At 49.3% G+C, this 14,196-nt stretch carries 12 protein-coding genes and 4 pseudogenes; 12 read left to right on the forward strand and 4 right to left on the reverse strand.

Features of this window, described 5'->3' with window-relative positions:
* Positions 1-2: 2 nt before the first annotated feature.
* From XI25_RS01540 to XI25_RS33965, 6 genes and pseudogenes are all read left to right on the forward strand, one after another.
* Positions 3-938, forward strand: coding sequence for a D-alanine--D-alanine ligase (locus XI25_RS01540; protein ID WP_046677037.1), 936 nt, complete (start codon positions 3-5; stop codon positions 936-938).
* Complete coding sequence (locus XI25_RS01545) at positions 928-2,109, forward strand: aminotransferase class I/II-fold pyridoxal phosphate-dependent enzyme (RefSeq protein WP_046677038.1); 1,182 nt, start codon at positions 928-930, stop codon at positions 2,107-2,109. The genes XI25_RS01540 and XI25_RS01545 overlap by 11 nt, the downstream gene beginning before the upstream one ends.
* A 525-nt stretch (positions 2,110-2,634) precedes the next feature.
* Positions 2,635-2,724: pseudogene (locus XI25_RS36025) on the forward strand (YggS family pyridoxal phosphate-dependent enzyme); the annotation flags it as partial.
* A 21-nt stretch (positions 2,725-2,745) separates the two neighbouring features.
* Positions 2,746-3,975, forward strand: a complete 1,230-nt coding sequence (locus XI25_RS01550) for a benzoate/H(+) symporter BenE family transporter (RefSeq protein WP_046677039.1) — start codon at positions 2,746-2,748, stop codon at positions 3,973-3,975.
* Between the two features lie 11 nt (positions 3,976-3,986).
* Positions 3,987-4,115: pseudogene (locus XI25_RS31790) on the forward strand (pyridoxal 5'-phosphate synthase lyase subunit PdxS); the annotation flags it as partial.
* Positions 4,116-4,220: 105 nt separating this feature from the next.
* A complete protein-coding gene (locus XI25_RS33965) occupies positions 4,221-4,325 on the forward strand; it encodes a DUF6254 family protein (RefSeq protein WP_015735743.1) in 105 nt (34 codons plus the stop codon).
* 461 nt (positions 4,326-4,786) lie between these two features.
* Here XI25_RS33965 and XI25_RS01555 read toward each other — a convergent pair whose 3' ends face one another.
* Complete coding sequence (locus tag XI25_RS01555; protein ID WP_046677040.1) at positions 4,787-5,128, reverse strand: winged helix-turn-helix transcriptional regulator; 342 nt, start codon at positions 5,126-5,128, stop codon at positions 4,787-4,789.
* A gap of 105 nt (positions 5,129-5,233) precedes the next feature.
* Between XI25_RS01555 and XI25_RS01560 the strand changes: the two are divergent.
* The 4 genes and pseudogenes from XI25_RS01560 to XI25_RS01570 all read left to right on the forward strand — a co-directional run bounded on the left by XI25_RS01560 (position 5,234) and on the right by XI25_RS01570 (position 9,616).
* Positions 5,234-5,616: pseudogene (locus XI25_RS01560) on the forward strand (RidA family protein).
* Positions 5,617-6,460: 844 nt separating this feature from the next.
* Positions 6,461-6,566: pseudogene (locus XI25_RS33970) on the forward strand (PadR family transcriptional regulator); the annotation flags it as partial.
* Between the two features lie 18 nt (positions 6,567-6,584).
* Positions 6,585-7,289 carry an ABC transporter ATP-binding protein gene (locus XI25_RS01565; protein ID WP_046677041.1) on the forward strand — a complete coding sequence of 235 codons (705 nt, stop codon included), beginning with the start codon at positions 6,585-6,587 and terminating at the stop codon, positions 7,287-7,289.
* Positions 7,290-7,291: 2 nt separating this feature from the next.
* Positions 7,292-9,616 carry an ABC transporter permease gene (locus XI25_RS01570; RefSeq protein WP_046677085.1) on the forward strand — a complete coding sequence of 775 codons (2,325 nt, stop codon included), beginning with the start codon at positions 7,292-7,294 and terminating at the stop codon, positions 9,614-9,616.
* Positions 9,617-9,708: 92 nt separating this feature from the next.
* Here the strand turns inward: XI25_RS01570 and ilvN (XI25_RS36030) are convergent, their stop codons facing one another.
* Genes ilvN (XI25_RS36030) through ilvB form a run of 3 tightly spaced genes read right to left on the reverse strand, consistent with a single transcriptional unit; the run spans position 9,709 to position 11,931 of the window.
* Positions 9,709-9,924, reverse strand: coding sequence for an acetolactate synthase small subunit (gene ilvN / locus XI25_RS36030; protein WP_327204706.1), 216 nt, complete (start codon positions 9,922-9,924; stop codon positions 9,709-9,711).
* Complete coding sequence (ilvN, locus tag XI25_RS36035; protein ID WP_327204707.1) at positions 9,924-10,184, reverse strand: acetolactate synthase small subunit; 261 nt, start codon at positions 10,182-10,184, stop codon at positions 9,924-9,926. Before ilvN (XI25_RS36035) ends, ilvN (XI25_RS36030) begins: the two co-directional genes overlap by 1 nt.
* Positions 10,177-11,931, reverse strand: coding sequence for a biosynthetic-type acetolactate synthase large subunit (gene ilvB / locus XI25_RS01580; protein WP_442950346.1), 1,755 nt, complete (start codon positions 11,929-11,931; stop codon positions 10,177-10,179). The genes ilvN (XI25_RS36035) and ilvB overlap by 8 nt, the downstream gene beginning before the upstream one ends.
* 116 nt (positions 11,932-12,047) lie before the next feature.
* Between ilvB and XI25_RS30935 the strand changes: the two genes are divergently transcribed.
* Positions 12,048-13,067, forward strand: a complete 1,020-nt coding sequence (locus tag XI25_RS30935; RefSeq protein WP_052759407.1) for an AAA family ATPase — start codon at positions 12,048-12,050, stop codon at positions 13,065-13,067.
* A 2-nt stretch (positions 13,068-13,069) separates the two neighbouring features.
* Positions 13,070-14,098, forward strand: a complete 1,029-nt coding sequence (locus tag XI25_RS33975) for a helix-turn-helix domain-containing protein (RefSeq protein ID WP_052759408.1) — start codon at positions 13,070-13,072, stop codon at positions 14,096-14,098.
* Positions 14,099-14,196 lie beyond the last annotated feature (98 nt).

Genomic DNA, 14,196 nt, shown 5'->3' on the forward strand with positions numbered 1-14,196 from the left:
AGATGAAGGTAGGCGTAATAATGGGCGGAGTTTCGTCTGAATATGAGGTGTCGCTGATGACGGGCAGAGAAATGGTGAAGCATCTCGACCCGAACAAATACGAAGTCATTCCCATTGTAATTACGCAGCGGGAAGAACTGGTTGATGCCGTGAAGGGACTGGATTTTGCTCTGCTCGCTCTACATGGGCCATTTGGCGAGGATGGTACGGTTCAAGGGACACTGGAGACGCTGGGTATTCCGTATTCCGGGAGCGGGGTGCTGTCCAGCAGCCTGTGCATGGATAAGGATTTGTCCAAAAAAATTCTGCGCTGCGAAGGTGTGCAGACACCCGACTGGCTGTGCTGGAGCAGCATGGCGGATTTCTCGGAGGAGGCTGTAGAACAGCTGGATTATCCGGTAATGGTGAAGCCGGTTTCGGGCGGATCCAGCATCGGGGTGGAGAAGGTGAACGGAAGCCGGGAACTGCGGAGTGCCGTGCAGAAAGCTTTTGCCGAGGATTCTTCGGTCATGATCGAACGCTACATTAAAGGACAGGAAATAACCTGTTCCATTGTAAATGATGAACTGCTGCCCATCCTGGGGATTGAAGCGATGCAGGGAGACTGGTTCGATTATAGTGCCAAATACGAGGCAGGCGGGGCGGATGAACAGGTGGTAGCCTTGCCGTTGGAGACCCTGGAGCAGGTGCGCGCCGGTGCATGGGCCAGTTACAAAGCACTAAAATGCAGTGTGTATGCACGGATTGATATGATGCTGCTGGACGGCATTCCGTATGTGCTGGAAGTGAACACGCTGCCGGGGATGACTGAGACCAGTCTGTTGCCCAAAAGCGCTCATGCGGCAGGGCTGACCTTCAGCACCCTGTTGGATCGGATTATCGCTGTCTCACTGGCGGAACGAAGCAGCCGGAACGGGGGGCTTGTTCATGTTGAATGAACTTATTGCCCCGCGTGTGCGGGAAATCGAACCATCGGGCATCCGGGCTTTTTTTGATCTGAGCGCAGCTAACAAAGATATGATATCCCTTGGAGTCGGGGAGCCGGATTTCGTCACGCCGGAGCATGTGAGGGCCGCTTGCGTCCGGGCCTTGAACAAGGGTGAGACGATGTATACGTCGAACGCCGGGCTGCCGGAGCTGAGGGAAGAAATCGCCGGTTATTTGCATAATGGGTTTGGGCTCCGCTATAATCCCGCCGATGAGATCCTGGTTACGGTGGGAAGCAGTGAGGCGGTGGATTTGGCGCTGCGGGCTTTTATTGCTCCTGGGGATGAAGTGATTATTCCGTCTCCCGGCTATATTGCCTATTCCCCGATTGCCCATCTGAACGGAGGCGTGCTGGTAGAGGTTCCGGCAGCGGCAGAGCAGGGGTTCAAGCTCACAGCCGAGGCTTTGCAAAAGGTTATCACGCCGCGCTCCAAGCTGCTAATGGTGAATTTTCCCAACAATCCTACGGGAGCTGTAATGTCCTGCGAGGATTGGCTGCCTATTGCGGAGATCGCCAAGGCGAACAACCTGATTGTCCTTTCAGACGAAGTATATGCAGAACTGACGTATACGGGGCAACACACCAGCATTGCCTCTCTTCCCGGAATGAAGGAACGGACAATCGTAATCAGCGGCTTCTCCAAGGCGTTTGCCATGACCGGCTGGAGAGTAGGGTACGCTTGCGGCAACCATGAGCTGATCGCAGCTATGCTGAAAATTCACCAATACACCGCGATGTGCGCGCCCGTGCTCGGACAAATCGCAGCCATCGAATCATTGCGGAACGGGCTTGGGGATAAGGATATGATGAGGGCCTGTTTTGACCAGCGCAGACAGCTGCTTGTTGCCGGACTCAGAAGCAGCGGACTATCGTGCCACGAGCCGCCGGGATCTCTCTATGCTTTTCCATCCATTTCCAATACGGGGCTGACATCGGCGGAATTTGCCGTGCAGCTGATGAAGGAAGCAGGAGTTGCCGTTGTGCCTGGCCATGTCTTCGGAACAGGCGGGGAAGGCTATATCCGCTGCTCCTATGCAGCTTCTACCCGGAAACTGACGGAAGCGCTGGAGAGGATCGAAGGGTTCATGAGTAAAATAATATCCAAGAGCCACGAGTCCTGATCGCAGACTTGTGGCTTTATTATTGATTTTTGAGCAAGGAAACGAAGTTCATTACGGCATAGCCTTGATGAATGGATCCCCATACATTCTATAAGACCGTTTCAGCAAGTCGGTACATACCTTCCTCAATTAGTCCCTCATCCGCCTTGATGCGCCTGAAGGGTCATCGTATCCTAATCAAACGATTTATCCGCTCCCAGTTTCGCACTTTTTTGGATTGCTCAAATACATCGTTTTTGGATATATATAACAAATCCATTCATTGATATACTGGCATAGTGCTCTTTAACCATGCAATGTTATACAGGCTGAATCCATCACTGCATACAAGGCCACAATTCGACTGCCGTACAGTCTTTACATAGAGAAGGAGGAAAAGACGATGTTAAAAAGTTTTGGTATCGGATCCCATAAGTGATTTTGGATTGCAGCAACTTACGCGTGCTGAAGATGTGGAGGTCGCCAAAATAACAGGGTTGAGCGAGGAGGAACCCATTTCCATCATCCGTCCCTACGATGCGCTGCACGATCATCAGGGTAGGGACCAGCGTATTCGGTCAACGTTACTTGCCGGAAGGCTATTACTGGAACGAAAACGCGCGCCAGGACGATTAGGAGAGAGGCAGGAGAACGCTTATGAACACAACGACCCCTTCGCTTCGCGGCCGCGATTTGATATCGCCGACCATAGCCGCTCTAATATCTGTCATTGTCAACTACGGGGGCACCTTTATTCTCGTATTTCAGGCAGCAAAAGTCGCGGGCTTAAGTCCCGAAATGACCGCTTCATGGATTTGGTCCATCTCCATCGGTGTGGGTGTAACCGGGATATGGCTAAGTTATCGATACCGGGAACCGATTATTACGGCTTGGTCAACGCCAGGCGTGGCTTTTCTCGTTTCGGCTTTAGCGGTAACCCCTTATCCGGAAGCTATTGGTGCTTACATGATCTCTGCCATAGGATTTATTGTTTTAGGATTATCGGGCATGTTTGAACGTTTCGTCCGGCTTATTCCTCCTGGCATCGCTTCCGGGTTGCTGGCAGGCATTTTACTGCAGTTTGGCATTTCAGCTTTTGAAGGAGCGAAAGTTGACCCATTGCTTGTCGTTGTACTGTTTGCTGCTTATGTCGTGTTAAAACGGTTTACATCCCGCTATGCGATTGTTGGCATACTGGTCATCGGTCTGATTTATTTGATTGGTATGGGGAAAGCGGATTTCAGCACGATCCAATTGGCGATCGCATCACCGGTATTTGTCGTACCGGAGTTTTCGTTACATGCTTTATTGGGCGTTGCGTTGCCGCTGTTTATCATTACTTTGACGGGCCAATACATGCCTGGAATGCTCGTATTGCGGAATGACGGGTTCAAGACGAGCGCGAATCCGATTTTGGCCGTAACGGGTTTGGGTTCGCTCCTTGCAGCACCATTCGGCTCGCACGCTTTTAATGTAGCAGCGATTACAGCAGCGATTTGCACGGGGAAAGACGCGCACGAAGATTCGGCAAAACGTTATATTGCAGGCATTTCCTGCGGCATTTTCTACATTGTTGTCGGCATTTTTGGCGTGACGCTGGCTGCTCTGTTTTTGATTCTTCCTGCTACCTTTATCGCAACGTTAGCGGGATTGGCATTGCTTGGCACAATTGGCGGCAGTCTTGCGGGCGCTTTAACGGATCCCAAGGGACGTGAGACCGCATTGATTACGTTTTTAGCAACAGCCGCGAATGTGACCTTGCTTGGCGTCGGCGGCGCATTTTGGGGACTTGTCGCGGGTTTGGCAGCACATCTATTGATTCATGGGAAATTTCATAAAAAGCAATACAGGCCGAGTGGGGTACGACAAGCCGAACAAAAACAATAGGAGGCGTGAAAATAAATACAGGTACAGAGCGGGTCAAAAGAGGGATGGCGGAAATGCAAAAAGGCGGTGTCATCGTGGACGTGATGAATGCCGAGCAAGCCAAAGTTGCGGAAGCAGCCGGAGCAACGGCCGTTATGGCAGCTTTACCAAAAAAACGAAATCATTTTTTATGAATGAACAGAGCCGAAGAATGACAATATAAGGAAGCGGTATACAACTCAATTTCCCAAAGGAGGATATCTGTCATGGCTCACCAGAAGAGAAGGAAAGAAGCTGCCTGGAAGTCACGAAAGCAAGAACAGCATCCCCATGGTAAAATCAAATCGCTCAAGGAATTGTCCAGCGAATAGGATGAGGAGTATACTGCTTGGAAGAGAAGGACTGTTGGCGAAACTTGCCGGCAGTCTTCTTTCTTGTAGTAATCTTACCGGAAGCTTAACGAAAGGACATTATGAAACGTTAGAGAGCAGCGTTTTCGCTTCCAATAGGGCAGTTCACTGCGATGAATCAGAATATGTTGGTGAACGATGCATTTTATCCTTCGAAAACTTTAAAGGCTCTGACCAGCTCCAAAACGATGCAGTCAAGGAGGCGATTGACATCAATAGTTGTACACCGCTAAACTATCGCATCACTTCCTGCTTAGAACAATAATAGGGACAAGTTCGGACTGTTCGTTTTTCCATGCACGATGGTTAAACGCAATGCTGGAACGGCAATCATGATAATGAGTTAGTTTTTTTTCGTTCATCCTCGATAACCATGATTTTATCGCCCATGAAATAACCAATCGATTCTTTAGAGTATAGGGTTAATTATTTTGGTTTTTTACTCCCCATTCACATAACTCTTCCAAAACGGGAAGTAGTGTTTTCGCTTTATCCGTCAAACGGTACTCGACTTTTGGGGGAACTTGAGGATACTCTTTCCGGTTCACCATACCATCTGCTTCCAATTCTTTGAGTTGTGAACTCAATGTTTTATAAGTAATGGCTCCAATCTGTCTTTTCAGATCATTAAAACGAACCGGTTCGTTTTCTGCGAGGAGATAAATAATAACCATTTTCCACTTCCCCCCAATTACTGACAATGTATAACCAAAAGGGGTATCTTGAATGTTTTTAACTTTGCCTTTGTATTCGGCCATACTCATCTTTTCACTATCCTTTCTGATAGTAGCTATCAATAAAGTGCGTACTGTTTATTTATTCATTTTCATTTTATATTAACCTTACTTTGAACTGAAGGAGAGAAAAAAATGACTAATGTCAAAAGCTACAATCACGATCTTTGGGATCACGGCATCACCCAGGGCTACAGCGTTAACGGCACCATCTACATTTCGGGGCAATTTTCCCATGATATGCAAGGGAAGTTCGTTGGCCAGGGTGATATCGAAGCGCAGACCCGGAAGACGTTGGAAAATCTTGATCGCGTGCTGGCGGGATTTGGTGTCACGAAGTCGAACCTCGCTTATGTAGAGGTCTATCTGACAAACTCGCAAGAGCATGCCGAGCCGTGCATCCGGCTGTTCAAGGAATACATGGGACAACACAGACCCGCCGCAGTCTCATCGGCGTGACATCCTTGGCGTTTCCGGAGCAGCTCATCGAAATCAGTGCGATCGCACACACGAACTAAGCGGGCTATCTCGTTGGCGGCAGCGCCGGATGTCCGTTTCTAAGGCGGGATCGCTATTGGCGTAATGCGGAAGGGAATCGCCAAGTAAGTAATATGTATGCCGGGGCTATTTTACGCTTAAGTATGGAAGATCAAGTCATTACGCTAGCGAAAAACGATAGCTCAATCAAAAAGAAGAAGGCAGCCGGTCTTGTTATCGGCTGCTTATGTTCAACTAACAGGCAGATTACGACAATAAGGACATGCAGCCTATACTTTACAGGAGAACGAACATTCAGTAGTTCTATGCAAAAATATTGGAAAACATTAGTTGAACAAAGACTAGAGGGCAGCCGGCAGTTGATAGGATTCGTGAAGCGCAAAGAACCGATATTAGTCAGTTATTCGAACCCTTAAATGTGAGTACCAGTTAGTAAGAAAAACGTCTATCGACGTACTTTCTTAGAAGAGAGACCGCATTTAGCGGAAGTTTTTCTTGCGATATAAGGAAGCCGCATCTCCGAAGCTTATACTTTTTTATATCTTATGGATATCCCCTGGAAACGGGGATTTTTGTTTTTTCCTTATGGAATATGTGGGGGGGCGGACCCAACTGGTGGTACGAGCTTACGAAAATCAATCGAAACGAGAAAGAGCGGGACGTGTCGAACTTGTAGAACGAAACCAACGCCGAAAACGCTGGTTTACCTAATTTTGCTTGCTATTTCGAACATAATTTGGTATGATCTGCAAAACAGTACCGAATTATATTCAGTACCATAGGATTAACAACATCTTGCAATAATCAGTACCAAGTAAAGTATAGGTAACACGGCGATGAAACGTACAATTCAAAAAAGAGGGGTTGGTGCTTTGCGTATTGGCTCTGACAACCAAGAAAGATTGTTACGGATGCGAGTTAGTTGAGCCCTTTTCGAGTAAGATCGAGGATTGCTGAAGGTACAATATATCACGAGGAGATGTAAGAAGTGAAAAAGCTAATCGAATTCAAAAGCGTAACGAAAGAATATAAAGTTGGAGAAGTGCCGATCAAGGCTTTGGCTGGCGTTGATTTTTCCATATCAGAGGGAGAGTTCGTCGTTGTACTGGGGGCTAGCGGTGCCGGAAAAAGCACGATTTTGAATATCCTAGGCGGTATGGATACGGCTACTACAGGTCAAGTGTTTGTTGGCGATCAAGAAATCACTAAGTTGGGCGAAAAAAAATTAACCGAATACCGCGCTGAGAAAGTTGGCTTTGTATTTCAATTTTATAACTTGATTCCGAATTTGAACGCGCTAGAAAATGTTGAATTTGCCACGGAAGTATGTAAAAACCATTTGGATGCTAAAGATATTTTATGCAAGGTTGGATTAAAGGACCGCATCAGGAACTTCCCTTCCCAACTCTCTGGAGGAGAACAACAACGCGTTGCGATCGCGCGAGCCGTTGCAAAAAATCCGTTGCTTTTACTGTGCGACGAACCGACGGGGGCTTTGGATTATGTTACAGGAAAATCCGTCTTAAAGCTTCTTCAAGATTTGAACAAGGAAACGAAGAAGTGCGTTGTCTTGGTCACGCATAACTCCGCGATTGCTCCTATGGCGGATAAAATTATTAAGGTAAAGAGCGGAAGGATCGAAAGCGTGACGATCAATCATGACAAACAGAATGTTGAAGGGATCGAGTGGTAATGATGAAGTTATTTTTAAAATTGTTAAGGGATATCAAACAATCGATCGGACAATTTCTTGCGTTTGTGTTGGTTATTGCAGTGGGCGCTTTTTTCTATGCGGGATTGGTTACGTTAAGCGATAATCTTAGCGATTATACAAAGGGTTACTATAAAGAGCATAATTTAAGCGACTTGAATGTTTACTACGACCAAATATCCAAGCAGGACGTTGCTAAATTAAGCGAAATCCAAGGTATAAACAAAATCGAAGAACGGTACACCTCGGAGGCGACGCAGGTTTTTGAAGATTTGAAAGCTGCGATAAAGATACATTCGATCCCTGCAAATAATGAAATCAATACGCCTACGATCATTGAGGGCCGGATTCCGTCCCAACAGGATGAGGTCTTGCTGGATTCCCATTATGCCAAAGAGCATCAGTACCAAGTCGGCGATCAAATTCAGATCAGCTTGAATGACAAAAATGTGACGTTCACCATTAGCGGCTTGGGCGAGAATGTGGAATATGCCAAAAAGAACAAAATTCAAGATCATAAAACCTCAGGAGTAGCGTATATAGCTGAAGCTGCTGTTCCTCAAATCGCAGGCGGCTTAACCTATAATGAAATCTTGATTGATGCTAAGGAAGGCTACGATATTGACCAATTGGGCCAAACTATTAAAGCACAATCCGCAGAACTCTCCTACGTAAACCAAATAAGTAAAGAGCGCACGTTCAGCTATTCTCAACTACAACAAACCATTCATAATAATAACTTGATGAGCAAGGTTATCCCACTGGTTCTCTTTATCATCGAAGCGATTATTCTATTCCTTACCATGTCGCGAATCATTGATTCGCAAAGAAATCAAGTAGGCATTATGAAGGCGTTGGGCGTCAAAAACAGAAACATCATGCTTCATTACATGGGTTACCCGGTGCTGGTAGGGATCATAGGCTCCATTCTAGGTTGTGTCACTGCCGCTAGTGTATTTATTCCATTAGTAAAGGCGTCGAATGCAAAAGCCTACTCGCTGCCTGACATTTCCTTCTCCCTATCTTTAACTTCTGTGATTCCACCCATCCTTTTCTCAAGTGCGTTCGGAATCCTGTCCTGTTACTTGAGCGGCAGAGCCATCCTACAAGAACGTGCAGCTCAGGCGATGCGTCCCAAACCACCCAAGAAGATGAAGAAGCTGCTCATCGAAAGAATTCCGGGGATCTGGAGTCATATTTCCTACAGCTACAAGCTCATTATGAGAAATATATTCTTAAATAAACCAAAAGCATTAGCGAGCTCCGTTGGTGTTGTGGTGAGCACGGTTTTATTGATTACAGCTTTTGGTACGATGACATCCTTGCAAAAAGTAGCCGACCAAATTGAAAAGGTGAACACCTATGATTTAAGAGTCGATTATGCGAGAGACAGTGCTCCGGAGACGTTACAGTTACCCATCGGCATTACAAGCAGTTATGATTTATCCACCTTTCCCGTGGAATTCATCAAAGGGGATGATAACGAAAAAGCCACGTTAGTTGTTACGGAGAAAGAAAACAATCTTATTCGTTTCTTCGACGAAAAAGGCAATCAGGTCTCTCTGAAGGACGGCGGCGTGCTAGTACCCCAATCGTATGCCGACAACTATCGGATAGCAGAAGGGGATAGCATCCAAATCAAGTTCACTGCGCCGGAGTTTTCCAATAAAACGGTCGAAATGAAGGTATTGCAAATATCCACTCAGTATTCGAATCCGTCGTTTTATGTTACGCCAGCGTATCTGCAGAGCTTTGGCATCGACTACAAACCATCGTCGCTATTAGTAGAAGCCAGCAGCGCCACTGACCTTGCAAGCGTTCGTCATTTCTTCGAACAAGATCAACAGGCGGATACGATCTCAGATAACAATGATTTAAAGAAATCCGCGCAATATATTTTGAAGCAAAATAGTTTTATCTTCATCATGTTTATTATAAGTGCCGTCGTTCTTTCCTTTGGCGCCATCTATACGATATCCTCCATTAACATTTATGAAAGAAATCGTGAGCTGGCCACATTGAAGGTATTAGGCTATCCGAAGCAGAAAATAAACCGGCTTATCTTCTTTGAGAATATCATCCTCACCGCCTTTGCGGTTCTTGTAGCGTTACCGATTAGCGGCTATATGTATTCCTTAGTTGTTAAGGCATTGTCAAGCACTCATCAGCAAATACCGAATCAGTTAAATCTGTTTGTCATGCTGATGGCTGTTATTCTTGCATTCGTGCTCACGATTCTCTCGAACTTACTGCTGCGGCGAAAAGTGTCACGAATCAATATGATTGAATCCTTGAAAAGCATAGAATAAAGGGCATAAGCACGGTTCTGTGTTTGTACTCATGACAACATAGGGCAGTCAAGGACGAATGTTTCGTCCATGGCTGCCTTTTGTCATACCCTCTATGGCCGGCTCATCGCGGTTTCGCCGGTTCGTGTCAGCTCAAGCAGTCCATACGGCTTCAGGAGCTGAAGCAAAGCGTTGTTTTGTGCTGTCTCGCCGACAACCTGTACGACGAGCGCGTCCAGACCGACATCGGCAATGGTGCATCGAAACGTTTCCGCAATCGATATAATTTCCTGCCTCTGACCAGGTGCCGCCTTCAGCTTCACGAGCATTAATTCAGCGACAGCTTGGGAGCGAGATCAAGCGGAATGACTTGGATTACGTCGATAAGCTTGCTCAACTGAAGGATCAACTGATCGCGCATTTGACGGTTGCCCGCGGCGATGATCGTCATCCGCGACAAATCTTCGATTTCGCAGCCGCCTACCGTAATGCTCTCGATATTATAGCCTCTGCGGCTGAATAAATTGGCGATCCGCTGCAGTACGCCCGGATGATCATTGGTCAATACAGAAATGGTATGCCTATCCATTCGTTATCTCTTCCCCCGTTATCATATCGCTTAGTGCCATCCCCTGCGGCACCATAGGGAAAACAAGCTCATCCCGATCGACCACAAAATCGATCAGAACGGGCTCTTCCGTATCCATGGCAAGCTGCCACGCCCGCTGTGCTTCCGCCGGGTTCTGCGCCCTCAGCCCCGTTATGCCATAAGCTTCCGCGAGCTTGACAAAATCCGGACTGCCGGACAAATCGATATGGCTGTGGCGCCCCTCATAGACAAGCTCCTGCCATTGTTTAATCATGCCCAGCGTACGATTGTTGATCACAACGATCTTCACGGGGATTCGATGGATGGCGCACACCGCCAGCTCCTGTGCGCACATCTGCATTCCGCCGTCACCATTGATCGATATGACGGTTCGTCCGGGATTGCCGATTTGGGCGCCGATGGCTGCGGGGAAACCGAATCCCATCGTACCGAGACCGCCTGAAGTGATCAGGGTACGGGGGTGGTTAAACCGGCCGAACTGCGCGGTCCACATTTGATGCTGCCCGACGTCCGTCGTAATAATGGCTTCCCCTCCGGTTGTGGCGGCAATCATCTCGATCACATGCTGAGGCTTGAGTTCCTGCTGATCCTCGCGGTAGCGGAGAGGGTGAAGCATTTTCATCCGGTTCAGTTCGGCAATCCACGATGCGGTTTGGCTGGCATGAAAGGAACCGTGCGTAGCTGAATCTGCCCGAAGCTCATCGAGCAGCGCACGAAGTACCGTGCAGGCATCTCCGGTAACCGGGATGGACGAAGGCACCAGCTTGCCAATCTCGGCGGGATCAATGTCGATGTGGGCAATGACCGCCTGCGGCGCGAATCCGTCAAGCCGCATGGTCACCCGGTCATCGAACCGGGAACCGACAGCGACAAGCAAGTCGCACTCCAGTAACGCCCGGTTGGCGGCATAAGTTCCATGCATGCCTGCCATGCCGAGCGAAAGAGGATCATCGGAAGGAAATCCCCCGATTCCCAGCAGCGTTGTCGTCACGGGGATGCCAAAGTGTTGAGCCAGCTCCGCCAGCGCCTGTTCAGCTCCGGCATGGATAATGCCTGCTCCCGCCAGAATGAGCGGTTTCTTGGCACCCCGAAGGGCTGCGGCCAGCTTGCCGACTTGATCCGGTCGGACGTCGGGAACCGGCTTGTAGCCCCTTATGGATATTTCCTCCGGATATATAAATTCCGTCATCTCAGCGGACACATCTTTCGGGATATCAACCAGCACCGGTCCTTTACGCCCGGAATTTGCCAAATGAAATGCTTCACGAAGCACTCGCGGCAGTTCATCTGCCGTACGAACCATATAGCTGTGTTTGGTCACCGGCTGGGTCATGCCGACGATATCGGCTTCTTGAAATGCGTCGGTGCCGAGCAGCGACGTAGCCACATTGCCGGTGATAACGACCAGCGGAACGCTGTCCATATGCGCGGTTGCAATACCGGTGATCAGATTGGTGGCACCGGGCCCCGATGTGGCCAGACAAACGCCTGTCCTGCCGGTGGAGCGGGCGTATCCGTCTGCGGCGTGAATGGCTCCTTGTTCATGCCGGGTCAGGATATGCTTGAAATCCGGATTTCCATGCATCGCATCGTAGATATACAGCACGGCACCCCCAGGATATCCGAAGACGCATTCGACCCCTTCGAGGAGCAGGGTACGCAGCAGAATCTCCGATCCACTGATTCGGTCTTTCTTTAACAGACGTTCACGATCCGTTGGATTCATGGACATTCACTCCCTTCCTCTACACGGTAACATGCAGGAACGGAAGGGAATACTACCCATCCTGTTACTTTGATAGTATACTTTTGGCTAAGAATTTTACCGGGAGCGTACCGAACATGGAAACGATAAGAGATGTAATGATCAGGCTTGGCGCCGAGGAATTTACGGGAAGAACCTTTGAATGCCAATATTATAGCAGGATGCTGGAAGCCGGAAGCGAAGGAACGGCGCAAATATTAAATGTGCACGGCACAGGCGGAATAGGCAAAACTACGCTGTTGACGCGCTTTAGCCGCTTGGCGGAGACTGCGGGGGCCGGGTTTGTGCTGATGGACATGCAGGACTGTATGGGCAACCCGAACCTTTTTATGCAGGACTTGGCGTCGAAACTGGACTTCGATATTGGGAAAAGCCTTATGGATACAGTGCTTGCAGAACGGATTACGGAGCGCCTCAACAGCAGCGCAGAGGGAAAAAAGGTCGTATTGGCATTGGATCAATACGAGGAAGCCGGAAGCATTGACCCATGGCTCCGTGAAACCTTTTTTCCCCGTCTCCGGTCCGATCTGCTGATCGTTATTTCAGGGAGGTACCCGCTGGGCGGCCCCTGGAAGATGTCTTCGTTATGGAGAAGACTGATCGTCGCCCTTCCGCTGTCCGAATTGCAGTATGAGGAGGCGAGAACCTATCTCCGGCGGCAGGGAGTTACGGACGAGTCGTTGATCGACCGGCTGTGGCTGATCTCATCGGGGCATCCGCTTTCCTTGTCGCTGCTCGCCGTCAACGCGGGTAGCGGCCAATTCCGCGGCAGCGATAAGCGGGAAACGCACGCGGAACTGCTGCAATACTGGCTTGAGGAGGTACCTGACGAAATGCTCCGATCCTTGGTATATGCGGCATCCATTCCCCGAAGCTTCGATCTCGAAATGCTGCAGCGGATGATGGAGGCAGAGTTATCCGACGGAGTATTCGAACGATTGATCAAGCTTTCCTTTGTCGGAAGCTCTGCGAGGGGATGGCAGCTGCATGACCTTGTCCGGGACGCTGCCCGGCAGACTTTTCGGGAACGGCAGCCGGATACGTTTACACAGTACCTTGAGCGACTGACTGCGGTTCTAACGAACGGATCAGCTTGAAAATGGCGGGAGGGTCCAGCGCCGCTCCGGATATATACGAGCTGATCAGCCATTCAGGCCATCCGATCCTGCGCGCGCATTTTCGGTACAATCGCAGCTCGGCAAATTATTGGGAGCCGGTGATGAAGAAAACGCTGTCGGAGATGGAGAAGTATATCGAACGGCGGAAGTCGTCGGCCAAGACGGCCAGAATCGTATGCTCCGATCCGGACAGCGATGAGTGGTTCCGTTATGAGTTAACGGGACAAGAGAGCCTGCTTCGACTGGCCGGATGGAATACGGCCGAATTGGCCGCATTGGGGCTGGATTCATTCCGCCTGCTGCGGGGGCCGGACGGCGACGTTCTCGGGCTGGCGGCGATGCTGTCCGTTCGGGCCGATACACTGCCATATTTACTACGGAACCCGCTTTCGGCTCCTTGCTTCCGGTTGTTGACGGAAGACCACAGTCCGCAGGGGAACGAGTCATGCAAATTCATTTATGCCGTGGATGTGATGGACCCTGAAAGCCGCGATTTGCGTTCGGACAGCGTTAATCTGATCATGGAGCACGTTTTATCGGGGGCTTTGCTTATCGCTTGCCCTCCGGCACTGCCCTTTTTCCGGGATTCCCATATCGGTATGGGCTTTGAACCCGTAATCGGCATAGAGAACCCGTACATCTACAGCAGCGGCATCCAGGCTGCAGCGTACCGCTTGGATACCCGTGGGAGCAAGTTGCACGCGTTTTTGAAGAAGGCGGCGAGTTTAAGAACGGAAAATGGCTCGATGAAAGAACATCATCATACGGATCAGCGAAAGGCGGAGGACTCTCTGCTGAGCCGGTTGACCCCGCGGGAGCTTGAAGTGGCCGAACGAATTGCCAGCGGGTCCACCAACAAGGAAATCGCCGGATCGTTGTTTATTAGCGAAGCGGCTGTCAAGAAGCATCTGAACGCCATGCTGCAAAAGACGGGACTCAAGAACCGTACGCAAATTGCTGCCGAGCTGCTGAATTCGCGCACAACATCGGGCCTACCCCGTAAAGATTAGAGGCGTGGCCCCTTTACAGCGGTGTGAGCACCTGGAACACTCTTGGCGTTCGTCCAGATCACGGCATCTGTCGGGGGACAAGAACATATACGCATGCG

The sequence above is a fragment of the Paenibacillus sp. DMB20 genome, from assembly GCF_000987955.1.
In the GTDB taxonomy this organism is placed as follows: domain Bacteria; phylum Bacillota; class Bacilli; order Paenibacillales; family Paenibacillaceae; genus Paenibacillus_AQ.